At 64.2% G+C, this 25,224-nt stretch carries 25 protein-coding genes and 2 tRNA genes; 15 read left to right on the plus strand and 12 right to left on the minus strand.

Annotated features, from left to right (window positions below):
- Positions 1 to 283: 283 nt before the first annotated feature.
- Positions 284 to 2,599: a DNA translocase FtsK gene (locus AWB77_RS16855; RefSeq protein ID WP_061135585.1), complete on the plus strand. Its 2,316-nt coding sequence runs from the start codon at positions 284 to 286 to the stop codon at positions 2,597 to 2,599.
- An 11-nt stretch (positions 2,600 to 2,610) separates the two neighbouring features.
- Positions 2,611 to 3,306 (plus strand): outer membrane lipoprotein chaperone LolA, encoded by a 696-nt coding sequence (lolA, locus tag AWB77_RS16860; RefSeq protein WP_374728697.1) that lies wholly within the window; start codon positions 2,611 to 2,613, stop codon positions 3,304 to 3,306.
- Between the two features lie 8 nt (positions 3,307 to 3,314).
- Here lolA and AWB77_RS16865 read toward each other — a convergent pair whose 3' ends face one another.
- Entirely contained in the window at positions 3,315 to 4,235 is a 921-nt protein-coding gene (locus tag AWB77_RS16865; protein WP_061135587.1) for a LysR family transcriptional regulator, read from the minus strand.
- A 113-nt stretch (positions 4,236 to 4,348) separates the two neighbouring features.
- Here AWB77_RS16865 and speB point away from each other — a divergent pair, with 113 nt between their 5' ends.
- A complete protein-coding gene (gene speB / locus AWB77_RS16870; protein WP_061135588.1) occupies positions 4,349 to 5,365 on the plus strand; it encodes an agmatinase in 1,017 nt (338 codons plus the stop codon).
- 11 nt (positions 5,366 to 5,376) lie between these two features.
- On the opposite strand, the gene cytX is transcribed toward speB, so the two are convergent.
- The gene (gene cytX, locus AWB77_RS16875) at positions 5,377 to 6,705 is read right to left on the minus strand and encodes a putative hydroxymethylpyrimidine transporter CytX (RefSeq protein WP_061135589.1); all 1,329 of its coding nucleotides are present in this window, start codon (positions 6,703 to 6,705) and stop codon (positions 5,377 to 5,379) included.
- Positions 6,706 to 6,865: 160 nt separating this feature from the next.
- Here cytX and AWB77_RS16880 point away from each other — a divergent pair, with 160 nt between their 5' ends.
- The 3 genes from AWB77_RS16880 (at position 6,866) to AWB77_RS16890 (ending at position 9,789) form a co-directional block, all read left to right on the plus strand.
- Positions 6,866 to 8,182 carry a replication-associated recombination protein A gene (locus tag AWB77_RS16880; protein ID WP_061135590.1) on the plus strand — a complete coding sequence of 439 codons (1,317 nt, stop codon included), beginning with the start codon at positions 6,866 to 6,868 and terminating at the stop codon, positions 8,180 to 8,182.
- A gap of 116 nt (positions 8,183 to 8,298) precedes the next feature.
- Positions 8,299 to 9,597, plus strand: coding sequence for a serine--tRNA ligase (gene serS, locus AWB77_RS16885; protein ID WP_061135591.1), 1,299 nt, complete (start codon positions 8,299 to 8,301; stop codon positions 9,595 to 9,597).
- Between the two features lie 101 nt (positions 9,598 to 9,698).
- Positions 9,699 to 9,789, plus strand: a tRNA-Ser gene (locus AWB77_RS16890).
- Between the two features lie 104 nt (positions 9,790 to 9,893).
- Here the strand turns inward: AWB77_RS16890 and AWB77_RS16895 are convergent.
- Positions 9,894 to 10,244 (minus strand): hypothetical protein, encoded by a 351-nt coding sequence (locus tag AWB77_RS16895; RefSeq protein WP_061135592.1) that lies wholly within the window; start codon positions 10,242 to 10,244, stop codon positions 9,894 to 9,896.
- A gap of 248 nt (positions 10,245 to 10,492) precedes the next feature.
- On the opposite strand from AWB77_RS16895, the gene map reads away from it, so the two are divergent.
- The 5 genes from map to minE all read left to right on the plus strand — a co-directional run bounded on the left by map (position 10,493) and on the right by minE (position 14,059).
- Positions 10,493 to 11,275 (plus strand): type I methionyl aminopeptidase, encoded by a 783-nt coding sequence (gene map / locus AWB77_RS16900; RefSeq protein WP_061135593.1) that lies wholly within the window; start codon positions 10,493 to 10,495, stop codon positions 11,273 to 11,275.
- Positions 11,276 to 11,447: 172 nt separating this feature from the next.
- Positions 11,448 to 11,972, plus strand: a complete 525-nt coding sequence (locus AWB77_RS16905) for a GNAT family N-acetyltransferase (protein ID WP_061135772.1) — start codon at positions 11,448 to 11,450, stop codon at positions 11,970 to 11,972.
- A gap of 152 nt (positions 11,973 to 12,124) precedes the next feature.
- Positions 12,125 to 12,892 (plus strand): septum site-determining protein MinC, encoded by a 768-nt coding sequence (gene minC / locus AWB77_RS16910; protein WP_061135594.1) that lies wholly within the window; start codon positions 12,125 to 12,127, stop codon positions 12,890 to 12,892.
- Between the two features lie 87 nt (positions 12,893 to 12,979).
- Positions 12,980 to 13,795 (plus strand): septum site-determining protein MinD, encoded by an 816-nt coding sequence (gene minD, locus AWB77_RS16915; RefSeq protein ID WP_061135595.1) that lies wholly within the window; start codon positions 12,980 to 12,982, stop codon positions 13,793 to 13,795.
- Positions 13,796 to 13,804: 9 nt separating this feature from the next.
- A complete protein-coding gene (minE, locus tag AWB77_RS16920) occupies positions 13,805 to 14,059 on the plus strand; it encodes a cell division topological specificity factor MinE (protein ID WP_061135596.1) in 255 nt (84 codons plus the stop codon).
- Between the two features lie 339 nt (positions 14,060 to 14,398).
- Here minE and AWB77_RS16925 read toward each other — a convergent pair whose 3' ends face one another.
- Entirely contained in the window at positions 14,399 to 14,578 is a 180-nt protein-coding gene (locus tag AWB77_RS16925) for a hypothetical protein (protein ID WP_061135597.1), read from the minus strand.
- A 260-nt stretch (positions 14,579 to 14,838) separates the two neighbouring features.
- Between AWB77_RS16925 and AWB77_RS16930 the strand changes: the two genes are divergently transcribed.
- The gene (locus AWB77_RS16930) at positions 14,839 to 16,023 is read left to right on the plus strand and encodes an OpgC domain-containing protein (RefSeq protein WP_061135598.1); all 1,185 of its coding nucleotides are present in this window, start codon (positions 14,839 to 14,841) and stop codon (positions 16,021 to 16,023) included.
- A gap of 24 nt (positions 16,024 to 16,047) precedes the next feature.
- Here the strand turns inward: AWB77_RS16930 and AWB77_RS16935 are convergent, their stop codons facing one another.
- Together AWB77_RS16935 and AWB77_RS16940 are read right to left on the minus strand one after the other, a co-directional pair.
- On the minus strand, positions 16,048 to 17,352 hold the full coding sequence (locus tag AWB77_RS16935) for an MFS transporter (RefSeq protein ID WP_061135599.1): 1,305 nt from the start codon (positions 17,350 to 17,352) through the stop codon (positions 16,048 to 16,050).
- A 303-nt stretch (positions 17,353 to 17,655) separates the two neighbouring features.
- The gene (locus AWB77_RS16940; RefSeq protein WP_061135600.1) at positions 17,656 to 18,135 is read right to left on the minus strand and encodes a TonB family protein; all 480 of its coding nucleotides are present in this window, start codon (positions 18,133 to 18,135) and stop codon (positions 17,656 to 17,658) included.
- A 146-nt stretch (positions 18,136 to 18,281) separates the two neighbouring features.
- On the opposite strand from AWB77_RS16940, the gene AWB77_RS36380 reads away from it, so the two are divergent.
- Positions 18,282 to 18,440, plus strand: a complete 159-nt coding sequence (locus AWB77_RS36380; RefSeq protein WP_167354148.1) for a hypothetical protein — start codon at positions 18,282 to 18,284, stop codon at positions 18,438 to 18,440.
- Positions 18,441 to 18,694: 254 nt separating this feature from the next.
- On the opposite strand, the gene AWB77_RS16945 is transcribed toward AWB77_RS36380, so the two are convergent.
- The 6 genes from AWB77_RS16945 to rph form a co-directional block, all read right to left on the minus strand.
- On the minus strand, positions 18,695 to 19,012 hold the full coding sequence (locus tag AWB77_RS16945; RefSeq protein ID WP_061135601.1) for a hypothetical protein: 318 nt from the start codon (positions 19,010 to 19,012) through the stop codon (positions 18,695 to 18,697).
- Between the two features lie 357 nt (positions 19,013 to 19,369).
- A tRNA-Ser gene (locus tag AWB77_RS16950) sits at positions 19,370 to 19,459 on the minus strand.
- Positions 19,460 to 19,503: 44 nt separating this feature from the next.
- Entirely contained in the window at positions 19,504 to 20,712 is a 1,209-nt protein-coding gene (locus AWB77_RS16955; RefSeq protein WP_208601530.1) for an MFS transporter, read from the minus strand.
- Between the two features lie 11 nt (positions 20,713 to 20,723).
- Positions 20,724 to 21,947, minus strand: coding sequence for a radical SAM family heme chaperone HemW (gene hemW, locus AWB77_RS16960; RefSeq protein WP_061135603.1), 1,224 nt, complete (start codon positions 21,945 to 21,947; stop codon positions 20,724 to 20,726).
- Positions 21,944 to 22,561 carry an RdgB/HAM1 family non-canonical purine NTP pyrophosphatase gene (rdgB, locus tag AWB77_RS16965; protein ID WP_061135604.1) on the minus strand — a complete coding sequence of 206 codons (618 nt, stop codon included), beginning with the start codon at positions 22,559 to 22,561 and terminating at the stop codon, positions 21,944 to 21,946. The genes hemW and rdgB overlap by 4 nt, the downstream gene beginning before the upstream one ends.
- The gene (gene rph, locus AWB77_RS16970) at positions 22,554 to 23,312 is read right to left on the minus strand and encodes a ribonuclease PH (RefSeq protein WP_061135605.1); all 759 of its coding nucleotides are present in this window, start codon (positions 23,310 to 23,312) and stop codon (positions 22,554 to 22,556) included. Before rph ends, rdgB begins: the two co-directional genes overlap by 8 nt.
- Before the next feature lie 240 nt (positions 23,313 to 23,552).
- On the opposite strand from rph, the gene AWB77_RS16975 reads away from it, so the two are divergent.
- Both AWB77_RS16975 and gmk read left to right on the plus strand, forming a co-directional pair.
- Positions 23,553 to 24,503 (plus strand): YicC/YloC family endoribonuclease, encoded by a 951-nt coding sequence (locus tag AWB77_RS16975; RefSeq protein WP_061135606.1) that lies wholly within the window; start codon positions 23,553 to 23,555, stop codon positions 24,501 to 24,503.
- Positions 24,504 to 24,512: 9 nt separating this feature from the next.
- On the plus strand, positions 24,513 to 25,187 hold the full coding sequence (gmk, locus tag AWB77_RS16980) for a guanylate kinase (protein ID WP_061135607.1): 675 nt from the start codon (positions 24,513 to 24,515) through the stop codon (positions 25,185 to 25,187).
- The last annotated feature ends 37 nt before the right edge of the window (positions 25,188 to 25,224 follow it).

Genomic DNA, 25,224 nt, shown 5'->3' on the forward strand with positions numbered 1-25,224 from the left:
GCAATACCGACTCCACGCTTCCGATGAACCGTATTTAGGTGCAAAACGACGATTATAAAGGCGGTGGAAAAAGCCTTCCGAATGAACCTTTCAATGGGATTGATAGCCGCGCCGGGCGCGGAACGCCCCATGACGCGTGCGTGACGAGTGTTACAGGTTGCAAGAAGCCGCCCGTTTTGCGCCTTTCACCGCAACGCAGCGTTTACAATGGGCCACCGTTCAGGCGGCCCTTCGCGCGAGACGCGTGCGCCGCAAGCAAGCGACACCAAGCGACACCGAATCAATGGCCAAAGCTACTTATTCCGCGAGCCCGCAGGCATTGCCGCACCGCATGTCGCGGCTCTTCACCGAGATTCGCTGGATACTCCAGGTCGCGCTCGGACTCTTTCTCGTGATGGCGCTGCTCTCGTACAGCCGCAAGGATCCGAGCTGGACCCACGCGGTCGGCGTCGATCGCATCGCGAACTGGGCGGGGCGCGTCGGCGCATACACGTCCGACATCCTGCTGCTCGTCTTCGGGCTGTCTTCCTACTGGCTGATCGTGCTGCTCGCGCGGCGCATCGTCGCGAATTATCGGAAGATCACGCATCCGCCGGTCGTCGATGACGACGCGCCCAAGGATCGCACCTGGCTCGCCGAAGCCTTTGCGTTCGTGCTCGTGCTGCTAGCCTCCGACGGCATCGAGGCGCTGCGCATGTGGTCGCTCAAGGTGCAGCTGCCGCGTGCACCGGGCGGCGTCGTCGGCGATGTGGTCGCGCGTCACGTGTCGCATGCGCTCGGTTTCACGGGCGCGACCCTGTTCCTGCTGATCGCCCTCGCGATCGGTCTCTCGCTCTATTTCCGCTTTTCGTGGCTGTCCGTGTGCGAGAAGGTCGGCGACGGCATTCTCAACGCCATTACCGGCGCGCAACTGCGCCGCGAAGCCGGACGCGATCGCAAGCTCGGCGAGGCGGCCGCGGTCAAGCGCGAAGGCAAGGTCGTGCGCTCGCGCGAAAAGAGCGAGGAGCACGAGCCGGTGATGATCGTGCCCGCCGCGCCCGCGCCCGCGCGCTCGGAGCGCGCCGAGAAGGAAAAGCAGGTGCCGCTTTTCAAGGACCTGCCGGGCGATTCCACCTTGCCGCCGCTCGCGCTGCTCGATCCGCCGCCGAAGACGCAGGAAACCATCGCCGCCGATACGCTCGAATACACGTCGCGTCTCATCGAAAAGAAGCTGAAGGATTTCGGCGTCGAGGTGAGCGTGGTCGCGGCGTATCCGGGGCCGGTCGTCACGCGCTATGAAATCGAGCCGGCGACGGGCGTGAAGGGCAGCCAGATCGTCGGGCTTGCGAAGGATCTCGCGCGTTCGCTGTCGCTCGTGTCGATCCGCGTCGTCGAGACGATTCCGGGCAAGAACTACATGGCGCTCGAATTGCCGAACCAGCGCCGTCAGACGGTCAAGCTCTCCGAGATTCTCGGCTCCGAGGTCTACGCGAACGGCGCATCGCCGCTGACGATGGGCCTCGGCAAGGACATCGGCGGCAACCCGGTCTGCGCTGATCTCGCGAAGATGCCGCACTTGCTCGTCGCGGGCACCACGGGCTCGGGCAAGTCCGTCGGCATCAACGCGATGATCCTCTCGCTCCTGTACAAGGCGAGCGCGGATCAGGTGCGCCTCATCCTCATCGATCCGAAGATGCTCGAAATGAGCGTCTACGAAGGCATTCCGCACTTGCTGTGTCCGGTCGTCACCGACATGCGCCAGGCGGGCCACGCGCTCAACTGGGCGGTCGCCGAAATGGAGCGCCGCTACAAGCTGATGAGCAAGATGGGCGTGCGCAATCTTGCGAGCTTCAACACGAAGATCGACGACGCGAAAAAGCGCGACGAGACCATCCCGAACCCGTTCAGCCTCACGCCCGACGCGCCCGAGCCGCTCACGCGCCTGCCGAATATCGTCGTCGTGATCGACGAGCTGGCCGACCTGATGATGGTCGTCGGCAAGAAGGTCGAAGAGCTGATCGCGCGTATCGCACAGAAGGCGCGCGCGGCGGGCATTCACCTGATTCTCGCGACGCAGCGCCCTTCGGTCGATGTCATCACCGGCCTCATCAAAGCGAACGTGCCGACGCGCATGGCGTTCCAGGTGTCGTCGAAGATCGATTCGCGCACGATTCTCGATCAGCAGGGCGCCGAATCGCTGCTTGGCATGGGCGACATGCTCTATCTGCCGCCGGGCTCGGGCCTGCCGGTGCGCGTGCACGGCGCGTTCGTGTCGGATGAGGAAGTGCATCGCGTCGTCGACAAGCTGAAGGAGCACGGCGAGCCGAACTATATCGAGGGCATTCTGGAAGGCGGCCTCGCGGGCGACGGCGATGAAGGCTCGGCGGGCGCGGGCGGAACCGGCGCCGCCGATGGCGAGTCCGATCCTCTATACGATCAGGCGGTCGAGGTCGTCATCAAGAACCGGCGCGCGTCGATCTCGCTCGTGCAGCGGCACTTGCGCATCGGCTACAACCGCGCGGCGCGGCTGCTCGAGCAGATGGAGAACTCCGGTCTCGTTTCGGCGATGTCGTCGAACGGCAATCGCGAAATCCTCACGCCGGCGCGCGACGCGGAATGACCGCGCGTTATATGGAGAACACAAGCATGAAGCAGTTTACGGGGCGCAGTTTCGTCAAGGCATTCGGCACGGCGCTGGTTTCGGCGTCGATGCTGGTCGCATCGCACGCATTCGCGAGCGGCACGGAGCAATTGAAGGCGTTCGTGTCGCAAGTCCACGCGGCGCGCGGCGACTTCACGCAGCAGGAAATCAAGGCGCCCGGCAAGACGAACAACGGCGCGACGTCCACGCAAGTGCCGACCAGGGGCGCAACCTCCAGCGGCACGTTCATGTTCGCGCGGCCGGGCAAGTTCATCTGGTCGTATCAGAAACCGTACTCGCAAATCCTTCAGGCCGACGGCGACAAGCTCTACGTCTACGATAAAGATCTGAATCAGGTCACCGTGCGCACGCTCGGCGGCGCGCTCGGTGCAAGCCCGGCCGCGATTCTCTTCGGCAGCAACGACCTGGAAAAGAACTTCAATCTGCGCGATGCGGGCGAGAAGGGCGGCATCGACTGGCTCGAACTCACGCCGAAGGCGAAGGACACGCAGTTCGAGACGGTCGGCATCGGCTTCAAGGACGGCAATCTCCAGGCGATGGAACTGCACGACGTCTTCGGCAACGTCACGCTGCTGACGTTCTCGAACATCCAGAAGAACCCGCCGATCAAGAGCGACACCTTCAAGTTCGCCGTGCCGAAGGGCGCTGACGTCATCAACGGCTGACATCCGTTTCATTCGATGGCCGCGTGCGCCGCGGCCATGTCCTCCAGAAACGCCTCCACGATTTCCCGCCTCGTTCCGCGCGCGCTGCTCGAACGCTGCGCGCGCGTGACCATCTGGAACGCGACGCGATAGCGCATCGTTTTCGGATTCAGCGGCGCGAGCAAGCCATCCTTCACGTACGGCGCGGCGAAGTGTTCGGGCAGATAGCCGAGATGCCGGCCCGACAGCACGAGCATCGCGACCGCCTCCATGTTGTCCGCGACCGCGCCGATGTTACGCGGCGTGAGCTCGCCCGCTTCGGGCAGCGGATAGCTGCGCCACGCCCAGTCGTGCTCGAACGCCTGGGCCGTGGAGACGCGTCCCGCCCGCGCGAATAGCGGATGCTCACGCGCGCAATACGCGAGCTGTTCTTCCGCGAAGATTTCGGTGTAGTCGAGCGACGGCACGCGATGCCAGAAATACCCGATCGCCATCTGGATGCGCCCGGCCAGCAGCATCTCTTCGAGTTCGCCCGGCGAGCGCACGAGCACGGCGAAACGCACGGATTCGTCGCGCTGCCGGAAACGCGCGATCGCCTGACTGACGCGCGCGTTCGCGCTCACCGGCGTATTGCCGATCATCCCGAGCGTGAGCGTGCCGACGAGCGTCTTGCCGACGTTGCGCGCGGTGGCATCGAACGTATCGATGGCCGCGAGCAAGGAACGGCTCGCCTCGATGAACTGCTCGCCGCGCGACGTCAGCGCGAAGCCGCCGCGCCCGCGTTCGCACAGCCGATAACCGAGCCGCGTTTCGAGCGTCGCGAGCTGCGTGCTGATGGTCGATTGCCCGACGTTGAGCGTGGCCTGCGCGGACGAGACGCCGCCGGCATCGACGATGGCGAGGAACACGCGGATCAGGCGCAGGTCGAGATCGGAAAGATGAGTGAACATGGTCGCCGCCAAACATCGATGAATATCGATGTTAAGTTAATTTCATTGCCATTTCTTCTTCGGCGGAAAGCGGCTATTAATGACCGCATCGCAACGTGAAATCATCTGACGCCATGAATACAACTTCGTTGTTTGCTCCCGCCGAACACTTCGATTCGCATTTCCTCGAACAGCGCGCCGAGCGCCCCCAGCCGCTTTCGGGCAACCAGATGCCGCGCTGCGGCGGCATCACGACGATGATGCGTCTGCCGCACGTTCAATCGGCCCAAGGGCTGGATGCGTGTTTCGTCGGCGTGCCGTTCGATCTCGGCACGTCGAACCGCACGGGCGCGCGCTTCGGCCCGCGTCAGGTGCGCAGCGAGTCCGTGCTGCTGCGCCCGTACAACATGGCAACGCGCGCCGCGCCGTTCGATTCGCTGCGCGTCGCGGATATCGGCGATGTCGCGATCAATCCGTACAACCTGCTCGATTCGATCGACCGTATCGAGCGGGCGTATCGCGAGATTCTCGAGCACGGCTGCAAACCGCTTACGCTCGGCGGCGATCACACCATCGCGCTGCCGATCCTGCGCGCGATTCACGCGAAGCACGGCAAGGTCGGGCTGATTCATATCGACGCCCACGCGGACGTCAACGACACGATGTTCGGCGAAAAGATCGCGCACGGCACGCCGTTTCGCCGCGCGGTGGAAGAGGGTTTGCTCGATTGCTCGCGCGTCGTGCAGATCGGACTGCGCGGCACGGGCTACGAAGCCGGCGATTTCGACTGGTGCCGCGAGCAGGGCTTCCGCGTCGTGCAGACGGAGGAATGCTGGAACAAGTCGCTCGCGCCGTTGATGGACGAAGTGCGCGCGCAGATGGGCGATGGCCCGGTCTACATCACGTTCGATATCGACGGCATCGATCCCGCGTTCGCGCCCGGCACCGGCACGCCGGAAATCGCCGGGCTGACGGTGCCGCAGGCGCTGGAAATCGTGCGCGGCGCGCGCGGGTTGAACATCGTCGGCGCGGATCTGGTGGAAGTCGCGCCGCCTTACGACCCATTCGGCACGACCGCGCTGCTTGGCGCGAACCTCGCGTTCGAGCTGCTGTGCGTGCTGCCGGGCGTCGAGTATCGCGCGGCGAAATAGTGCTGCAACGCTTACGCGTAAGCGCGGCGTCCGCCCGACACGAGCAGCAGATAGCACACCGCGCCGAGCGCGAGTGCGGGCAGCGTCGCGCCGAGATTCGGCAGCCATTGATTGATCGCGTGGTACGCCGCGATGCCGATGCCCCACGCGATGAACGCGCTCACGTGCCAGCCGCCGGAAAAGCCGTAGCGCCCGTTGACGTCGGCGAGCACGGCTGCTTCGATGCGGCGCTTGCGCACGATGAAGTGATCGGCCAGCACGACACCGAAGAGCGGCGCGAACACCGAGCCGATCAGCAGCAGGAAGTTCTGATACTTGCCCATCTCGACCACGAGCGCAACGAGCGTGCACAGCGCGCCGAACGCGCACGAGAGCATCGGCACGCTGGCGCGCGCCCAGAACGTGCCCGTCGATACGGCGGCGGAATGGATATCGGCGAAGGCGTTGTCGGTTTCGTCGATCAGGATCAGGAACAGCGCGAGCCCGCCGCCCGCCTGCGCGAACGCGGTCGTGAGCAGCGCATCGCCGCCGCCCGCCGCGAGCCCGTAGATCGCGCCGAGCGCGTAGAACCACAGGTTCGCGATGCCGTAGCCGAACAGCGTGCCGCGAAACGCGCCGCCCGCGCTCCTGCCGAAACGCGTGTAATCGGCGATCAGCGGCAGCCACGAGAGCGGCATCGCGACGACGAGATCGATGCCCGCGCCGAACGCCATCTCGCCGGTGCCGGGGCGCGCCATCAACGCGGCGAGATCGTGCTTCGCGAGCAGATTCCAAGTGAGCCAGCCCGCGCCGCCGAGCAGCAGCCAGATGCCCCAGGTCCGCAGAAAGCGGCGCACGAAGGAGAGCGGGCCGCTCACCGCGAGCGCGGTGGCGAGCGCGCCGAAGATGAGCGTCCAGACGAGCGGCATCGAGAGATTGAAGGATTGCTTCGCAAGGGCATCGGCGGAATCGCGCATCACGATGATCTCGAACGAGCCCCAGCCGACGAGCTGGATCGCGTTGAGCACCGCGGGCACCGAGGCGCCGCGCACGCCGAGCGTCGGGCGCAGCGACGACATCGCCGCGAGCCCCGTATCCGTGCCGACGACGCCCGCGAGCGCGAGCAGCACGACGCCGATCGCCGTGCCGATGGCGATCGCCGCGAGCGCGTGCGGCAGCGACAATCCCGGCACCAGCAGCGCGCCCGCCTGCGCGACCAGGAGGCCGATGCCGAGCGAGAACCAGAGCGCGAAGGCATCGCTCGTGCCGAATGCGCGCCGTTCGGGCGGCACCGGCGTAAGCGGCGCGTAAGTGGAGGTTTCGCCGTGCGCTGCGGCGTTCGTGGTGTGCTCTTGCCCCATCGGATTGCGTCCTTATATGGATTGTTCAGGCATGGCCGGCGCGGGTCGCGGCCCTCGGGCTGTCATAATGATCCGATTCCGCGGCCGCGGCCGCGCCTTCGTGAAGCGCGAGATTATCGCCGCGATCCACCCAACTGCGTCAACCTGCATCGCACAGCACATGTTCGAAGAAAATCGTGGCATCGTTCCGCTCGCGGAACGCCTGCGCCCCCGCACCATCGACGACGTGATCGGCCAGAAGCATCTGCTCGGGCAGGCGAAGCCGCTGCGCGTCGCGTTCGAATCGGGCGAGGCGCATTCGATGATTCTCTGGGGTCCGCCCGGCGTCGGCAAGACCACGCTCGCGCGCCTCATGGCCGATGCCTTCCACGCGCAGTTCATCTCGCTCTCGGCGGTGCTCTCCGGTGTCAAGGATATCCGCGAGGCGGTGGAAACGGCGCAGATCCATCGCGCGAACGGACATCAGACGCTCGTCTTCGTCGATGAAGTGCATCGCTTCAACAAGAGCCAGCAGGATGCGTTCTTGCCGCATGTGGAGTCGGGCTTGTTCGTGTTCGTCGGTGCGACCACGGAAAATCCGTCGTTCGAGGTGAACAGCGCGTTGCTGTCGCGCGCGGCGGTGTACGTGCTGAAAAGCCTCGATGCCGATGAACTCAAGGAACTGCTCGAACGCGCGACGAAGGAGCTCGGCGGCCTCACGTTCACCGACGAAGCCCGCGACGCGCTCATCGGTTCCGCCGACGGCGACGGGCGCAAGCTCCTGAACAACCTCGAAATCGTCGCGCGCGCGGCAGCGCAGCAGAAGCAGACGGATGTCGACGGCGCCTTGCTCGGCAGCGCGCTCGCTGAAAACCTGCGCCGCTTCGACAAGGGCGGCGACGCGTTCTACGACCAGATCAGCGCGCTGCACAAATCGGTGCGCGGCAGCAATCCGGACGCCGCGCTCTACTGGTTCTGCCGCATGCTCGACGGCGGCGCGGACCCGCGCTACATGGCGCGGCGCATCGTGCGCATGGCGTGGGAGGACATCGGGCTTGCCGATCCGCGCGCCGCGCGCATCACGCTCGATGCCGCCGAAACCTACGAACGGCTCGGCTCGCCGGAAGGCGAACTGGCACTCGCGCAGGCGCTCATCTATCTGGCGGTCGCGCCGAAATCGAACGCCGGTTACAACGCGTACAACGAAGCGCGGCGCTTCGTGGGCAAGGATCAGTCGCGCGGCGTGCCCGTGCATCTGCGCAACGCGCCGACCAAGCTGATGAAGGAACTCGGCTACGGCCACGAATATCGCTATGCGCACGACGAGCCTGATGCCTATGCCGCCGGCGAAACCTACTTGCCCGACGGCATGCGCGATCCGACCTGGTACAAGCCGACGCCGCGCGGGCTCGAGGGCAAGATCGGCGAGAAGCTCGCGCGGCTTGCCGAGCTCGACGATGCGTGGCGGCGCGAGCATCGCGACGATAAGAAGCGCTGAAAGCGCCGGTGTTCGTTTCACGCGCGGACCGGCGGCGTTTCGCCGTTCCCGCCCGGCCCGCGATGACCGTGCGCTAAAATCGGCGTTTCCGATTACTTAATAAAGCAGCCCCCGCCATGCTCGACATCCAAACCCTCCGCAAAGACCTGGACGGCGTCGCGAAACGTCTCGCCGATCGAGGCTATACGCTCGACGTCGCCGCCTTCGCCGCGCTCGAAGCCGAGCGCCGCGAGATCCAGACGCGCACCGAAGAACTGCAGGCGCGCCGCAACAGCCTGTCGAAGCAGATCGGCGCGATGAAGGGACGCGGCGAGGACACATCGGCGGTAATGGCGGAAGTGAGCGGCATCGGCGACACGATGAAGGAATCGGCCGCGAAGCTCGACGATATCCAGAAGCGTCTGTCGGACCTGATGCTGACGGTGCCGAACCTGCCGCACGAGAGCGTGCCGGTCGGCAACGACGAGACGCAGAACGTCGAAGTGCGGCGCTGGGGCGCGCCGCGTTCGTTCGACTTCGAGGTCAAGGATCACGTCGATGTCGGCGCGCCGCTCGGTCTTGATTTCGAAACGGGCGCGAAGCTCTCGGGCGCGCGCTTCACGCTGCTGCGCGGGCCGATCGCACGGCTGCATCGTGCGCTCGCGCAGTTCATGATCGACACGCACACGGAGCAGCACGGCTACACCGAGGCGTACACGCCGTACATCGTGAATCCGGAGATTCTGTACGGCACCGGCCAGTTGCCCAAATTTGCCGATGACATGTTCCGCGTCGAGAAGGGCGGCGACGAGAACACGGTCACGCAGTACCTCATCTCGACATCGGAAATCTCGCTCACCAACACGGTGCGCGACAGCATCCTCGAAGCCGACGCGCTGCCGGTGAAGCTGACCGCGCATTCGCCGTGCTTTCGCTCGGAAGCGGGCTCGTACGGGCGCGATACACGCGGCCTGATCCGCCAGCATCAGTTCGATAAGGTCGAGATGGTTCAGATCGTGTCGCCGGAACACTCGTATGCCGCGCTCGACGAGATGGTCGGCCAGGCGGAGACAATCCTGCAGAAGCTGGAACTGCCGTACCGCGTGATTACGCTGTGCACGGGCGACATGGGCTTTTCGGCGGCGAAGACGTTCGATCTCGAAGTGTGGCTGCCGGCGCAGAACACGTACCGCGAGATCTCGAGCTGCTCGAACACCGAGGCGTTCCAGGCGCGCCGCATGCAGGCGCGGTTTCGCAACGCGCAGGGCAAGCCGGAGTTCGTGCATACGCTCAATGGCTCGGGTCTGGCGGTCGGTCGCACGCTCGTCGCGGTGCTGGAAAACTTCCAGAATGCGGACGGCTCGGTGACGATTCCGGCGGTGCTGCGTCCGTATATGCGCGGCGCGGAAAAAATCGAAGTTTCCGCATCGGCGTGACGTTTATTTTCAAAAAGGGGCTTGGAAAGCACGAAAGGGTTCGATATACTTTCGTTCTTCGTTGAGCACCGACCAGCCGACGAGGACCCGCAAGGGTAGACGGAGAGGTGGCAGAGTGGTCGAATGTACCTGACTCGAAATCAGGCGTACGGTTTTCCCGTACCGTGGGTTCGAATCCCACCCTCTCCGCCAAAACATAAAAACCCCGCAAGTCGCGAGACTTGCGGGGTTTTGCATTTGAGCTTCCTTTTTTGCGCTTCCGCTTCAGTGAGACGAAGCGGAAGAGGGGCACATTCTCAAGTCGTGCACCGCGCGATATCGAAGCGCAGTTCCGGCTCCGGCACGCCGCCATCGTCGTTCGATGACTGCTGCACCTTCACGATCGATCCATAAGCCGAAGGCGTGAGCGTCACGAGCCAGGCGTTCGATCCGACCAGCAACTCCGTCGATCCCTGATCGCGTCTAGCCTGCGCCGACGGAATCATGCGCTGCAGGCAACTCGATATATCCGACGCCGCCCGCGCCGACGACACATGAATCACTGGCTTCGACGCGCGCAACTCGGGATCGCTCGTCGAGCCGCAGGCGGCAAGCGTCGCGACACCCGCGACCACAGCGTAAAACAGGGCACATCGATGCAAGTTCATGGCGCTCCGGCAAGTTCAAAAACGGGCCACTAAAACATAAACGCGCCTTCATCACAAGGGCGAAGAACCATCGCGGCGCGCGCGCAGCCACGCGTGCGAAGCCGCGAAATGCAGTGCCCATGCGGCTTTCCAAGCGGAGACCCTGCGCGGGAGTGCTATCATCGGGCCCATTGTCCTCGCGCGCCGAGCGCTTAGAATCCCGGCGAAAACGCGTGCGCGAGGCGGCACGAACCCATTCGCATTGCTCAATGGCCATCACGCTCAAGACACCCGCCGACCTCGAAAAGTTGCGCATCTCCGGCCGCATGGCCGCCGAAGTCCTCGCGATGATCGGCGAACACGTCCGCCCGGGCGTCACCACCGACGAACTCGACGCCATCTGCAATCGCTTCATCGTCGACGAACTGAAGGCCGTCCCCGCGAATGTCGGGTACATGGGCTTTCCAAAGACCGTCTGCACGTCGGTGAATCATGTCGTGTGTCACGGCATTCCCGGGCCGAAGGAATTGAAGGACGGCGACATCATCAACATCGACGTCGCCATCATCAAGGACGGCTACTACGGCGATACGAGCCGCATGTACTACGCCGGGACGCCGAGCGAGCAGGCGCGCCGTCTGACCGAGACGACCTACGAAGCGATGGTCGCCGGCATCCGCGAAGTGCGTCCGGGCGCGACGCTAGGCGACGTCGGCTTCGCGATCATGGGCGTCGCGCACCGCGAAGGCTTTTCGGTGGTGCGCGAGTATTGCGGCCACGGCATCGGCCGCGTCTATCACGAAGATCCGCAGGTGCTGCATTATGGCCAGCGCGGCGCGGGCCTGCGCCTGAAGCCGGGACTCGTCTTCACGATCGAGCCGATGATCAACGCGGGCCGCGCCGCCACGCAGCAGTCGCGAGACGGCTGGACGGTGACGACGAAGGACCGCTCGCTGTCGGCGCAATGGGAACATATGATCGCCGTCACCGACGATGGCTTCGAAGTGCTGACGGCGTGGCCGGACGGCATCGGCAGCTACGCCGAGCCGTGAGCGCGCGTGCGCGTGCCGTGTGCGTTGTAAAGCACTTTCCGGGATTTAGGAATTGACGGGTTCGCCCGTTCGGTTGAAGCTATGCCAGTGGCCCCAAGCGCCGCACCGGCCGACAGAGCCGCACGCGCAAGAGCCTGCAAGCCAGAGAGAAATAGTCTGCATGAGCGCACGCATGAGTCCCTCATTGACCGTCAGCCGCATCGCCGCGCATCAAGGTTCGGTTCTGCGCGAGCTTCGCACGGCGTCGCTGCGCGAAGCGCCGTACGCATTCGGCGAAACGCTGGAGGACACGCTGCTCGTCGACCCGTCGTCCTTCGACGACACCGCGGCGTTGCACGCCACGTCGCCCCGGCTCGCGACATTTCTGCTCTACACGGAAGGTCACTCCTGCGGTCTCGTGCACGCGTACATCGAAGAGGCGCCGAACGGGCGCGCCTTCGTGAACGCGTTGTGGGTCGCGCCGGCCGTGCGTCATCTGCGCGGCGGCGAACTGCTCGTGAACGTCGCGTCGCAGTGGCTCGCACAGCAGGGCGTCTCCGAAGTGCACGCGTGGATATCCGAGGAGAACCGTACCGCGGTGCGCTTCTACGAGCGCCTCGGTTTCGGTCCCACGGGCGATCGCCGCGCGATGCCGTCGCACGAACAAGAAGCCGAGTCGCTCTTCGTGCGTCACATCCATCCCGACGAAGACGCCTGACGCGCATCGGCTGCGGCGTTCATCTTCACGCGCGCTTTCGTCCTGCGCGCGCGTCATGCGCACTTTCCGTTTCCGCTCGCTGAAATCGGCCCTAAAAATTATGGCCGTGTGCGACAACGCCTGTAAAATACGCAAAATTTTTGGCCGTTCCTATGTCGCTCAACAAAACGCCCTTCTTCGAACTGCGCAGCGGCTCCGTCGACACGCTTCTCTTCGTCGTCAAGACTCCCGACCTCGATGCCCTGCGCAACGAACTCACGCGGCGCTTCGAAGCGACTCCCGAATTCTTCGCAGGCGATGTCGTCGCGATCGACGTGCGCCGTCTCGCTGAAGGCGAGCGCGTCTCGCTGCCCGAACTGGAGAAGGTGCTTAGAGACGTGCGTATGCGCCCCATCGGCATCGTCGCGCTGCCCGCGCAGACGTGGGCGATTCAATGGGCGAACGCGGGCGGCCTGCCGATTCTCGAAGCACGCGACCGGCGCGGCGCGCCCAAGCCATCGGTCGATGAAGCGAAGCCCAACACCGAAGCCGCCGCCGTGATCGAAGCCGCGGTCGCGAACACGCCGCCGCCGCCCGCGCCGCCGGCGCCCGCGACCATCATCGATCGTCCGTTGCGCTCAGGGCAGCAGGTCTACGCGAAGGGCGATCTCGTCGTGCTCGGGCTCGTGTCGTACGGGGCCGAGGTGATCGCGGAAGGCAATATCCATATCTATGCGCCGTTGCGAGGCCGCGCGCTCGCGGGCGTGCATGGCAATCTCGACGCGCGCATCTTCTGCACCTGTCTCGAGCCGGAACTCATCTCCATCGCGGGTATCTATCGGACGACCGAGAACCCGCTGCCGGCCGACGTGCTCAGCAAGCCGGTGCAGATCTGGCTGAACGAAGAAAAACTCATGATCGAACCGCTGCGGCTGACCTGACGAGTCGCACCAACACGCGCGCCCGATGCCCCGGCGCGCGCTCGAAGGCAACGCGAGCGGACCTATTGACGAACACAAGGTACTTGTATGGCAAAAATCATTGTGGTGACTTCGGGAAAGGGCGGCGTCGGCAAGACGACCACCAGCGCGAGCTTCGCATCGGCGCTCGCATTGCGCGGCCATAAGACGGCCGTGATCGACTTCGACGTCGGTCTGCGCAATCTCGACCTCATCATGGGTTGCGAACGCCGCGTGGTGTACGACCTCATCAACGTCATTCAGGGCGAAGCGAACCTGCATCAGGCGCTCATCAAGGACAAGAAGTGCGAAGAGCTGTACATCCTGCCGGCCTCGCAGACGCGCGATAAAGACGCGCTCACGCTCGAAGGTGTCGAGAAGGTCATCAACGAGCTCATCAAGATGGACTTCGAGTACATCGTCTGCGATTCGCCGGCGGGGATCGAATCCGGCGCGCTGATGGCGATGCACTTCGCCGACGAAGCGCTCATCGTGACGAATCCGGAAGTGTCGTCCGTGCGCGACTCGGACCGCATTCTCGGGATTCTGTCGTCGAAGACCAAGCGCGCGATCGAAGGCAAGGAGCCGGTCAAGGAACATCTGCTCATCACGCGCTACAACCCGAAGCGCGTGAGCGAGGGCGAGATGCTGTCGCTGTCCGATATTCAGGAGATTCTCCGCATCGATCTTATCGGCGTGATTCCGGAATCGGAAGCGGTGCTGCATGCATCGAATCAAGGTCTGCCGGCGGTGTATCTGGACGGCACGGATGTCGCCGAATCGTACAAGGACGTGGTGTCGCGTTTCCTCGGCGAGGAAAAGACGCTGCGCTTCACCGATTACCAGAAGCCCGGTTTGCTGCAACGCATCTTCGGCACCAAGTAAGGGGACGCAATGTCGATTCTTTCGTTTTTGCTGGGCGAAAAGAAGAAGTCCGCTACGGTCGCGAAGGAACGCTTGCAGCTGATCATTGCGCACGAGCGCGCGGGTGGCAAAGCCGCCGCCGATTATCTGCCGGCGTTGCAACGGGAACTGGTTGCCGTGATTTCGAAGTACGTGAAAATTTCCGACGACGATATTCGAGTCAGCCTCGAACGTCAGGACGATCTCGAAGTGCTGGAAGTAAAGATCGAAATTCCGCAGACGTAACAACACGCGTGCATGCGCGGCGGCGTGTCTGCTGCGCTCGCGCGTGAGTTCGGAAAAGCCAGAAGCCAGGATCGCGAGATTCTGGCTTTTTCATTGGCGCTATCGTGCGCGCGCAACTGCGAAGCGGAAGAATCGGGCAGCAGAAAAAAGAACAGGCGCGAGGCTTTCGCCGGGCGCCCAGGAAACGCTCCCGATATACGCAGGAGCGGAGAGGAGAAGAGAGCCGTCCGGGCGGCTTGTCTGAAGCCGCACGCACAGCAATACCTGCTCAGAGCGCGCGCATGGGAGAAAGTTCAACCGGCTTGAAATTTTTTTGCCGATTCGATACTCGCCGCAGCGTCACGCCGTGAGCATCTCGAAGGCAAGCACGGCGAGGAACGCGCCAACGTTCGCGATGACCGCTTCGAACACGACGCCGCGCCATGTCGCGGGCCGGAATCTGACTGCAAGCAGCAAGGCCGTCAATAACGCGATGCCGATGATTGCGACGAGATGAGCGCTCTGCAGATGAATACGCATTTCCGGCCTCCCGAAGATTCGCGGAACAAGTTTCCGCCAGTCGTTTTTTTGTCGAACGTGCGTCGAGTATAGGCAGCGGCATATTTACTGGAAAGCGGACAAAAAAGTCATTTTGCCGCCAGCTTGCCGACTGCCATCGAGTGTTAATTTAAATACTCGTTGATTAAGGGAATTTTCTTTCTAGACTAGGTACAAACCCCGTGTGTGCGCGAGCCGGCCGGCACCGCGCCAAAACCGCAGGTTCGTGGAGCATTCGCCAGATGACTTCCCCGACGACACGTTCTCTCGAAGTCGATTTCTTTCGAGGAATCGTGCTGCTCATTATCGCGGTGGACCATATAACGGGAAGCGTCCTGTCGCGCGTTACGCTGCATCAATATGCGTTTTGCGATTCCGCGGAAGTATTCGTGTTTCTCGGAGGTTATGCGTCGGCGGCGGCTTATACGGCGCTTGCGACTCGCCGTAGCGATTCAGCCGCCCGCCGACGCTTTTTCAAACGCAGCTGGGAGATTTATCGCGCGTATCTGTTCACGGCGTTCCTGATGCTGATCGGTGGTGCGCTTCTGATGGCGCTCAAAATCGATACGCCGATGGTCCAGTACACCGAATGGCCCAATTTCCTCACGCGGCCGTTCGGTCTCGCCGTCGATATCGCGCTGCTGCGCCAGCAGCCGTATCTCTCCGCCGTCTTGCCGATGTACTCCGTGTTCGCGCTCGCCGTGCCGGTGATCGTGCCGCTTGCGCAGAAACGGCCCGTCGTCGCGATATTCGGCAGCCTGCTCGTGTGGCTCGCGGCGATGCCGCTCTTGCGCTTCCTGCCAGGCAGCTACGCCGAAGCGTGGTCGTTCAACCCGTTCGCGTGGCAACTCATGTTCGTGACCGGCGTGCTCGCGCGCGTGCAGCCGATCAGCGGCGAATTCCACGCCGGCAAGCTCGCGCGCTGGCTGACCGCGGGCGCGATCGCCGTCGCGCTGACTTTCGCTTTCTTCAAGCTGTTCCTCGAAACCCAGGCGCCGCCGGGATACCTGAAGCAGAATCTGGCGACACTGCGCATCGTCAGCTTCGCGGCGATCGCGTGGATCGTGGCGCGGGGCGTGTATGCGGGCTGGGTCGGCAAGCTCGCGCGCAAGCTGCCGGGCATCGTGACGATCGGGCAACAAGGACTCGTGTGCTTCATCGCGGGCACGTGCGTGTCGCTCGTGCTGGATTCGGCATTGCGCGCGATGGGCGTGCTCGGGCTCGGGCGCTATCCGTCGCACTGGATTCTCGGACTCATCGCCGACGGCATCGCCATCGTCAGCCTGCTCGCGCTCGCACGTTTCTGGGCCGATCGCAAGGCAGCGAAGGCCGCGCGTGCGAAAAGCGCGGAACGGCCCGTGCCGCGCCTTCCCGTCATCGAGCGCCGGCCGGTTCCGGCGCATGTCACGAACCGGCGCGATCGCTGAGCAAGCGCGCCGTACTTCCGCGTCTCACTCCAGCGCGATGTGGCGCGTCTCGCGCATGCACAGCACGGCGATCAGGCTGACCGCCGCCGCCGCCGACACATATCCGCCGACCCACGTCAGACCGCCGCGATTCGCGAGCAGTTGCGCGATGTAAGGCGCCACCGACGCGCCCAGAATGCCGCCCAAGTTGTAGGCGACGCCCGCGCCCGTGTAGCGCACGTTGGTCGGGAACAGCTCGGGCAGAAGCGCGCCCATCGGGGCGAACGTGACGCCCATCAGGAACAGTTCGATGGTGAGGAACAGCGCGACCTGGATCGTGTCGCCGCTGCCGAGAAGCGGCGCCATCGCGAAGCCGGAAAGAATGGCGAGCAGACAGCCGGCGATCAGCACCGGCTTGCGTCCGAAGCGATCGCTCGCGATGGCCGAAATCGGCGTGGCGATCGCCATGAACAGCACGGCGAAGCACAAGAGGCCGAGGAACGTCTCGCGCGCGAAATGCAGCTTGGCGACGCCGTAGGACAGCGAGAACACCGTCGAGATATAGAAGAGCGTGTAGCAGACGACCATCGCGAACGCGCCGAGCAGCATCGGCACGAGATGGCTGGACAGCAGCGTCGCGACGGGCACCTTCACGCGCTCCTCGCGCTCGACGGCGGCGCGGAACGCGGGCGTTTCCGCGATCTTGAGCCGCACGTAGAGGCCGAGCGCGACGAGCACCGCGCTCACGAGAAACGGCACGCGCCAGCCCCAGCTGCGGAACTGCTCGTCGGAGAGCGAGAGCGCGAGGCCGAAGAAGAGACCATTCGATGCGAGAAAGCCGATCGACGGTCCGAGCTGCGGAAACATGCCAAAGAGACCGCGTTTGCCTTTGGGCGCGTATTCGGTCGCGAGCAGCGCCGCGCCGCCCCATTCGCCGCCGAGACCGATGCCTTGCCCAAAGCGCAGGATGCACAGCAGGATCGGCGCGAGACTGCCGATCGAATCGTAGCCGGGCACGAGGCCGATGAGCGTCGTCGAGACGCCCATCACGAGCAGCGAGGCGACGAGCGTCGATTTGCGGCCGATGCGATCGCCGAAGTGACCGAAGAGAAACGAGCCGATCGGCCGGGCGAAGAATGCGATGCCGAACGTGACGAACGCCGAGAGCGCCTGCGCGGCGGGCGAGTCGTGCGGAAAGAACACCGGTCCGATGACGAGCGCGGCGGCCGTCGCGTAGACATAGAAATCGTAGAACTCGATGGCGGTGCCGATGAAGCTCGCGAAAATCACGCGAGAAGCGCTTTGTGATCCGTCGCCGGGCTTTGCGGCGGAAAGCGAGGTTGAGGACATGTCGTCTCCGTTGTCGTGTTGCCGTGGTGCGAAGCATTGTCGCGCGCATCGCCGGGCAAGAGCGATCGAAATGGCGGGCGATGTCGTCGCCCGGCGCGCGTCGGCTTTTTGTAGGGATTGCGATGCGTCTGGCAGGAAAGCCAGAGTTCGACGGCGCGCGAGTAGCGGGCGATGTCACGGCGCAGTGGGCTGCGCTCAGGCGCTTCGCGCGGCGCGCAGGGTGTGCGCGAGGCGAAGGCCGCGCCGGAAGCGGGTCCGGCCGGGGTGCAAAAAATTATAACGAGCGTGCGGTCCGAGCGCCAATCAATCGATGGTCGTCGCCTGAGGCGAATGCGAGGTTTGCAACTGGAACTGGCCGTTGTCGTTGAACATCCAGCCTTCGAAGAGTTCGAGCTGACCGTGGCCGTCGAGGAGTCGCGCGGGCGGCGCGGGCAAGGGCGCGGCGCGGCGTAGCGAGGCGAGCGCGGTGGCTTCGGCTTCGTCGTCGCCATTTGTCCGATACACCGACGATTCGACGAGCCGCCCGCCGCGATCCACCGTGAACGACACGAGTACGAACGAGCGCAGCATTGCCTGCGGCGTGCCTTTCAGGACGAGCGACGGATTGCGCTCGAAGATGCGCTGCGCGATGCGCGCCTTGTATTCGTCGAGCGTCTGTGCGGAGACGGCCGGCGCGGGCGTGCGCGCGGCCACGCCGCCGGGCGGCGGCGTGATCGTGCAGGCGCTCATCATGATTACGCCGATGAGCGCGACGGCGAGCCAGCCAGAACGTGGTGCGTACATCGCAGGGGAAAAGCAGAGGTCGTTACATTAATGGTAGTCGCTGCGACGGCGGAAGCGGGACAAATACGTGCGCTTGCGCGCGTTCGGGCGCGGCGCTTGCTGCCGATGCTTTCATTCGAGAGCACGAAAGACACCAGGAGGGCGCCATGAGCAATGAGACCAATCGACCGGAAGACGGCAAGACCGCCGAGCATAGCGATAACGAGAAAAGCAAGCTGCCCGAGCGCGACGACGACAATCGCAAGCAAGGCCCGAATGACCGGCCCGGCAAGCAATCGGGCGAAGGCGAAGCACCGGTGGGTTGAGCCGCGCGCCCCTGTGCGGCGTAGTTGCGACAGTGATACCGTAAGAAGGGGATGTCCCCGAGTCTCGGGAGAATGTCATGTCACGCAGAAATCAACCTGCGCCGTCGGGTGCGCCCGCGCGGCAACAGCAGCCGGCTACCTCGACGCCGTCGAGGGGCGAATCGAAACGCGCCGCAGTGAAGCCAGACGCGGCGCGTGCCGAACCCGTTCCGCATGTTCGGCCGCCGGTCAGATCCGACGACAACTGAACGGCGTCATTCGACGTACGGTTTGACGAGTTCGGCGCAGTGCATCGGCGCGGACGAGCGCGTCGCGCCGGTTTCGGCTGCGCGCGTTTCGACGCATCGATAGAGGCTGTTATTTTTCTGAAGCACGTAAGTGTCTTCGGGAAGTCCGGAGTTGCGCGCGGCGACGCTCGTCACGCCGACGATTCCATAGCCGTTTTGAATCAGATCGAAAAGGGTAGCTTCAGTTGGGCGCCACTGCGCGTTGGGCTGAGGCTGGGCATGCGCCGGCAGGCTCGCAGCGGCGACGCAGCCGACGAGGAAGGGCAGGATTCGGCCTGGCTTCATGGGCGATTCTCCGCGTTGTTATCGATGAGGCGGTTAGATGGCGTTGCGGCCGCCGTGTTCATATCGATTTTCCCCCGCGCGCGAGGGCGCGGCCGCGAGGGCAAAAAAAGGCCTCGCTCGCTGCGAGGCCAAAGTCCAACCTTTACCCATTGAAGCCCTCCTTCGATCGAGAATGGGGGAACTCGGGAAGGAGGCACGCGGACGATACGCGGGTCCGGGCGCATCTGGAAGGCGTTTTATCTTAAATTCTGGGCGGCGGGTGGAAGTCGATGAGGATTTCGAAGCAAAAGGTGCGACTGCGCCGGTTAACGCAAAAGCCCCGTAAGTTTGCGCACTTACGGGGCTTTTATGTCGTTCTGGCGGAGGCGGTGAGATTCGAACTCACGGAAGGATCGCTCCTTCGCCGGTTTTCAAGACCGGTGCCTTAAACCACTCGGCCACACCTCCAGCAAGGCGCGTATTGTAGCGCAACTCATCGCGTGCAGGAATGCTCAGCCTTCGAGCGTTTTCGTTGCCCTGAGCGCGGGAAAAAGGCGCATCCATAACAGCGCGACGGCGATCGTGCCGATCCCGCCGATCAGCACCGCCGGCACCGCGCCGAACAGCCCCGCCGTCATCCCCGATTCGAACTCGCCAAGCTGATTCGACGTGCCGATGAACAGCGAATTGATCGCGCCGACGCGCCCGCGCATTTCATCGGGCGTCTGCAACTGCACGAGCGACATGCGCACGACGACGCTGATCACATCCGATGCGCCCAGCGCCGCGAGCGCAACCAGCGACACATAGATATCGCGCGACAGCCCGAACACGATAGTCGCGATCCCGAACGCGATCACGCCGCCGAAAAGCGCCGTGCCCGCGCGCTGCCGCAGCGGAAAATGCGCGAGCCAGATCGATCCGGCGAGCGCGCCGACCGCGGGCGCCGCGCGCAGCACGCCGAGTCCCCACGGCCCGGTATGGAGGATGTCGCGCGCGTACACCGGCAAGAGCGCGGTCGCGCCGCCGAGCAGCACGGCGAATAGATCGAGCGACAGCGCGCCAAGAATCACCGGCTTGCTGCGGATGAAACCGATGCCCGAGAAAAGCGCCTCGAACGACAACGGCGCGCGCATACGCACGGCTTCGTCGATACTGATCGCGGCAACCGCGCACGCCGCGACCAGAAACGCCACCGCCACCGCGCCGTATACCGTCAGCGCGCCGAGCCCGTAAAGCACGCCGCCCATCGCGGGGCCGAGAATCTGCGCGGTCTGGTTCGCCGACGTCGACCACGCGCTCGCATGCTGCAACTGATTGCGCGCGACGAGATTGGGCAGGAGCGCGGCCATCGACGGCGATTCGAACGCGCGCGCCGCGCCGGTGATCGCGGCGATTGCGTAAATCGGAGCGACATCGTGCCAGCCGTGCCACGCGCCCAGACACAGCACGAGCGCGGCGACGCCTTCGATCGACTGGCAGACGTACGCGATCACGCGCCTGTCGTAGCGATCCGCGACGTGTCCGACGACGAGCGTCAGCACGAACATCGGCAGGAATTGCGCGAGTCCGACGAGGCCGAGCGCATAGGCGCTATGCGTGATCGAATAGACCTGCCATCCGATCGCGACCGACATCATCTGGAACGCCACCGACGACATCACCCGCGCGCTCCAGAAAAGCGCAAACGGGCGATGCCGCATCACCGAGCCCGGCGCCATCGTCGGCGCGCTCAATTGTGCGGATCCTTCAAGAACAGCTCCTGCAGATCGTTGAGAAAGCGCTGGCCGAGCTCGGTCGGCGCAATGCGGTCGATGTCGCGCGTGATGAGCCCGCGCTTCTCCGCTGCGACGAGCGCGGGCTCGATCGCGGACAGCGCCAGTCCCGTGCGCTCGACGAACGCATGCACCGGAAAGCCTTCGACGAGCCGCAGCGTGTTCAGCATGAACTCGAACGGCAGATCGCGCGGTCCGACTTCGCGTTCTTCCTGAATAGCGGTTTCGGTGGGCGAAAGCGCGTGGTCCATGTAGCTCGCGGGATGCTTGAAGCGCGCCTGACGCAGAATCCTGGACGGAAACGACAGCTTCGTATGCGCGCCCGCTCCGATGCCGAGATAGTCGCCGAAGCGCCAGTAATTGAGGTTGTGCCTGCTTTGCCGATGCGGCTTCGCATACGCCGACACTTCATAGCGTCCGTAGCCGGCCGCGCGCGTGCGCTCGTGAATCCAGTCCTGCATGTCGGCGGAGGCGTCGTCGTCGGGAAGCGCGGGCGGATACTTGGCGAAGACCGTGTTCGGCTCCATCGTCAGGTGATAGAGCGACAGATGCGGCGGCGCGAACGAAATGGCGGTCTCGATATCGTGCCTGCACTCGTCGAGCGACTGCTGCGGCAGCGCGAACATCAGATCGAGATTGAAGTTGTCGAAGTGCTTCGCGGCGATTTCGACGGCTTTTCTCGCCTGCGTCGCATCGTGAATGCGGCCGAGCGCCTTTAGATGCGCTTCGTTGAAACTCTGAATGCCGATCGACAATCGATTCACGCCGCTCGCCCTGAACGATGCGAACTTGGCCGCCTCGAACGTGCCGGGGTTGGCTTCGAGCGTGATTTCGGCGTCGGCGTCGATGGGCAGCAGCGCGCGTGCATCGGACAGCAGGCGGTCCAGCCCTTTCGCCGATAGCAGCGATGGCGTGCCGCCGCCGATGAAGATGGTATGCACCTGCCGGCCCCACACGAGCGGCAGCGCACTTTCGAGATCGGCGCGCAGCGCATCGAGATAACGTTCCTCGGGGAACGTGTCGTCCTTCCACTCGTGCGAGTTGAAGTCGCAATACGGACACTTGCGCACGCACCACGGGAAATGCACGTACAGCGAGAGCGGCGGCAGCGACGTCAGCCGGATGCTGCCCGGCGACGTGAATGCCTGCACGATGTTGATGGTCTTCGGCCCGGCGCTCACGCAAGTTCCTTCAGTCGATGCAGCAAGTCGCGCAACGCGAGCGCGCGATGGCTCAGCGCGTTCTTGCGCGCCGGATCGAGTTCGGCGGCGGTCGCGTTGAGTGCCGGCAGGAAGAAGTGCGGATCGTAGCCGAAGCCATTCGCGCCGCGCGGCACATCGATCACTTCGCCGTGCCAGCGGCCTTCCGCGATGAGCGGCTCGGGGTCGCCGGCGTGACGCACGAGCACGAGCACGCAGAAGTAGTACGCGCGGCGATCTTCGTGCGCGGCGAGATCGGCAACGAGTTTCGCGTTGTTCGCGGCATCGTTTTTGGCGCCGCCGTTCATCGACGCATAGCGCGCCGAATACACGCCCGGCGCGCCGTCGAGCGCGCGCACGCAGAGGCCGGAATCGTCGGCGAGCGCGGGCAGGCCGGTGAGCGTTGCTGCATGACGCGCTTTCGCCAATGCGTTTTCGACGAAGGTCGCGTGCGGCTCGGGCGCTTCGGGCACGCCAAGCTCGCCCTGCGCGATCAATTCGATGCCCGCCGCATCCAGCAGCGACGCGAATTCGCGCAGCTTGCCCGCATTGTTCGATGCGAGCACGACGCGGCCAAGCCCATTGACGTCAGACACCTTGAATCCCCAGTGCTTCCTTCTGCTTCAGGATCAGCGCCTTGATGCCGCTGTCGGCGAGCGCGATCAGTTCGTTCATCTCGTCGCGCGTGAAGGGTGCGCCTTCCGCCGTGCCCTGCACCTCGACGAAACCGCCCGCGCCCGTCATCACGACGTTCATGTCGGTGTCGCACTGCGAGTCTTCGTCGTAGTCGAGATCGAGCACCGGCGCGCCTTCGAAAATACCGACCGAAATTGCCGCGACGAAGTCCTTCACCGGCGACTTCGCGATCTTGCCCGACGCCAGCAGCTTGCCGACCGCATCGTGCGCGGCGACGAACGCGCCCGTGATGCTCGCCGTGCGCGTGCCGCCATCGGCCTGAATGACGTCGCAATCGATGTGCAGCGTGCGCGCGCCGAGCGCGTTCAGATCGAACACCGAGCGCAGCGCGCGGCCGATCAGCCGCTGAATTTCCTGCGTGCGGCCTGTCTGCTTGCCGCGCGCGGCTTCGCGGTCGCTGCGCGTGTGCGTCGCGCGCGGCAGCATGCCGTATTCCGCCGTGAGCCAGCCTTGCTCGCGTCCGCGCAGGAACTCGGGCACGCGCTCGGCGATGCTCGCCGTGCAGATCACTTTCGTATCGCCGAATTCGACGAGCACCGAGCCTTCCGCGTGCTTCGTGTAATGCCGCGTGATGCGCACGTCGCGCAACTGATTCGCGCGGCGGCCGCTCGGGCGCGGAGGGGAAGACTTGAGCAGGGGAGAGTCGGTCATGGATAGTGTTCGAGAGAATTGGACGGGAAAACCCGGCGGAACCCGCCGATTTTATCGTCATTCACCAAGCGGCGTCGTTCGTGCACAGCCGTCCGGGCGGGCCTCGCGGCAAAAATGGGATAATGCGGATTCCTCGCCCGGCGGCCCAACGCAAGCCACTTCACAGGCACTTTCGACAGCGCCGGGCGTTTCGTATCGAACGGGTCTTCGCAACGAAGGCTCTCAATCGCGAGACGTACCATGATCTACAGCATGACAGGCTATGCCAGCGCGACGCGCGAAGTCGTCGCGGATGGCGCGGGACCCAATGGCGCGGGCGGTTCGGGCGTCGGTGTATCGGTGGAATTGCGCACGGTGAATTCGCGTTTTCTCGATCTGAATTTCCGCATGCCCGAAGACGTGCGCGCGACCGAGCCGCAGTTGCGCGAAATGCTGATGAACAAGCTGTCGCGCGGCAAGGTGGATATCCGCATCAATCTGAATCGCGTCGAGCAGACGGCGAACGCGGGCGCGCTCAATCGCGACGCGCTCACGCAGCTCGCCACGCTCGAGCGCGCCGTGCTCGATGTCTTTCCCGATTCCGAACGCATGCGCACCGGCGAAATCCTGCGCTGGCCCGGCGTGCTCGCGGAGAGTTCGGTGTCGCAGGAAACGCTGCGCGAAGCCGTGCTCGCGTGCGGCAAACAGGCGATCGCCGATCTCATCGAAGTGCGCGCGCGCGAAGGCGCGGCGCTCGGTCGCGTGCTCGTCGACAACGTGACGGAGATGGAAGCGATCGTCGCGCGCATCACGCCGCTCGTGCCCGAACTCATCGCCAAGCATCAGCAGAAGATCGTCGAGCGTTTGCAGGACGCGCTCGGCATCGCGACCAACGACAGCGGCGCGACGGTCGCGACGAGCGTGCCGCGCGAGGAAATTGCCGAGCGCATCCGTCAGGAAGTGACGATGTACGGCATCCGCATCGACATCGCGGAAGAATTGCAGCGCCTCACCGCGCATCTGAACGAAACGCGGCACGTGCTGCAAAAGGGCGGCAAGGTCGGCAAGCGTCTCGACTTCATGATGCAGGAACTGAACCGCGAAGCGAACACGCTCGGCTCGAAGGCGGCCGCGAAGGAACTCGCCGACGCATCGATGACGCTGAAACTGCTCATCGAGCAGATGCGCGAGCAAGTACAGAATCTGGAGTAACGCAACATCATGCCGAATACCACGCACCGCTCGCACAGCCATTACACGGGCATCTATCCGGGCAATCTGTTCATGGTCGTCGCGCCCTCGGGCGCGGGCAAGTCGACGCTCGTGAATGCGCTGCTCGCGGAAGATCCGGACATTCTGCTGTCGGTTTCGTACACGACGCGCGAGGCGCGCTCGAAGGAAACCAACGGCGTGCAGTATCACTTCGTCTCCGTCGATGAATTCATGGAGCGGCGCGAGAAGGGCGAGTTCCTCGAATCCGCCGAAGTGCATGGCAACTACTACGCGACGTCGAAGCTGTGGATCGCCGAGCAGATGAGGCAGGGCCATGACGTGCTGCTCGAAATCGACTGGCAGGGCGCGCAGCAGGTGAAGAAGCAGTTCCGCAATGCGGTGGAGATTTTCATCCTGCCGCCGTCGCTGGACGCGCTCGAAGACCGCCTCAAGAAACGCGGCCAGGATTCCGAGAAAGTGATCGTGCGGCGCCTGCTCGCGGCCGGCAGCGAGATGGCGCATGCATCGGAAGCGGAGTATGTCGTCATCAACGAGAACTTCGATCGCGCGCTCACCGAACTGCGCTGTCTCGTGGCCGCGACGCGTCTGCGCTTCACGTCGCAATACGCGCGCAACACGCAGCTTTTCGTGGACCTCGGCATCCACTCCACGCCGCAATCGTGACGTACTGCAGTGGCCGGGTCCATCGGTCACATAAGGT

The sequence above is a fragment of the Caballeronia fortuita genome, from assembly GCF_001544835.2.
GTDB lineage: Bacteria > Pseudomonadota > Gammaproteobacteria > Burkholderiales > Burkholderiaceae > Caballeronia > Caballeronia fortuita.

Excerpts from the sequence above, each read along its gene's own strand:
- AWB77_RS16855 (WP_061135585.1), top strand. The coding sequence starts at position 284 with ATGGCCAAAGCTACTTATTCCGCGAGCCCGCAGGCATTGCCGCACCGC.
- lolA (WP_374728697.1), top strand. The coding sequence starts at position 2,611 with ATGGAGAACACAAGCATGAAGCAGTTTACGGGGCGCAGTTTCGTCAAG.
- AWB77_RS16865 (WP_061135587.1), bottom strand. The coding sequence starts at position 4,235 with ATGTTCACTCATCTTTCCGATCTCGACCTGCGCCTGATCCGCGTGTTC.
- speB (WP_061135588.1), top strand. The coding sequence starts at position 4,349 with ATGAATACAACTTCGTTGTTTGCTCCCGCCGAACACTTCGATTCGCAT.
- cytX (WP_061135589.1), bottom strand. The coding sequence starts at position 6,705 with ATGGGGCAAGAGCACACCACGAACGCCGCAGCGCACGGCGAAACCTCC.
- AWB77_RS16880 (WP_061135590.1), top strand. The coding sequence starts at position 6,866 with ATGTTCGAAGAAAATCGTGGCATCGTTCCGCTCGCGGAACGCCTGCGC.
- serS (WP_061135591.1), top strand. The coding sequence starts at position 8,299 with ATGCTCGACATCCAAACCCTCCGCAAAGACCTGGACGGCGTCGCGAAA.
- AWB77_RS16895 (WP_061135592.1), bottom strand. The coding sequence starts at position 10,244 with ATGAACTTGCATCGATGTGCCCTGTTTTACGCTGTGGTCGCGGGTGTC.
- map (WP_061135593.1), top strand. The coding sequence starts at position 10,493 with ATGGCCATCACGCTCAAGACACCCGCCGACCTCGAAAAGTTGCGCATC.
- AWB77_RS16905 (WP_061135772.1), top strand. The coding sequence starts at position 11,448 with ATGAGTCCCTCATTGACCGTCAGCCGCATCGCCGCGCATCAAGGTTCG.
- minC (WP_061135594.1), top strand. The coding sequence starts at position 12,125 with ATGTCGCTCAACAAAACGCCCTTCTTCGAACTGCGCAGCGGCTCCGTC.
- minD (WP_061135595.1), top strand. The coding sequence starts at position 12,980 with ATGGCAAAAATCATTGTGGTGACTTCGGGAAAGGGCGGCGTCGGCAAG.
- minE (WP_061135596.1), top strand. The coding sequence starts at position 13,805 with ATGTCGATTCTTTCGTTTTTGCTGGGCGAAAAGAAGAAGTCCGCTACG.
- AWB77_RS16925 (WP_061135597.1), bottom strand. The coding sequence starts at position 14,578 with ATGCGTATTCATCTGCAGAGCGCTCATCTCGTCGCAATCATCGGCATC.
- AWB77_RS16930 (WP_061135598.1), top strand. The coding sequence starts at position 14,839 with ATGACTTCCCCGACGACACGTTCTCTCGAAGTCGATTTCTTTCGAGGA.
- AWB77_RS16935 (WP_061135599.1), bottom strand. The coding sequence starts at position 17,352 with ATGTCCTCAACCTCGCTTTCCGCCGCAAAGCCCGGCGACGGATCACAA.
- AWB77_RS16940 (WP_061135600.1), bottom strand. The coding sequence starts at position 18,135 with ATGTACGCACCACGTTCTGGCTGGCTCGCCGTCGCGCTCATCGGCGTA.
- AWB77_RS36380 (WP_167354148.1), top strand. The coding sequence starts at position 18,282 with ATGAGCAATGAGACCAATCGACCGGAAGACGGCAAGACCGCCGAGCAT.
- AWB77_RS16945 (WP_061135601.1), bottom strand. The coding sequence starts at position 19,012 with ATGAAGCCAGGCCGAATCCTGCCCTTCCTCGTCGGCTGCGTCGCCGCT.
- AWB77_RS16955 (WP_208601530.1), bottom strand. The coding sequence starts at position 20,712 with ATGGCGCCGGGCTCGGTGATGCGGCATCGCCCGTTTGCGCTTTTCTGG.
- rph (WP_061135605.1), bottom strand. The coding sequence starts at position 23,312 with ATGACCGACTCTCCCCTGCTCAAGTCTTCCCCTCCGCGCCCGAGCGGC.
- AWB77_RS16975 (WP_061135606.1), top strand. The coding sequence starts at position 23,553 with ATGATCTACAGCATGACAGGCTATGCCAGCGCGACGCGCGAAGTCGTC.
- gmk (WP_061135607.1), top strand. The coding sequence starts at position 24,513 with ATGCCGAATACCACGCACCGCTCGCACAGCCATTACACGGGCATCTAT.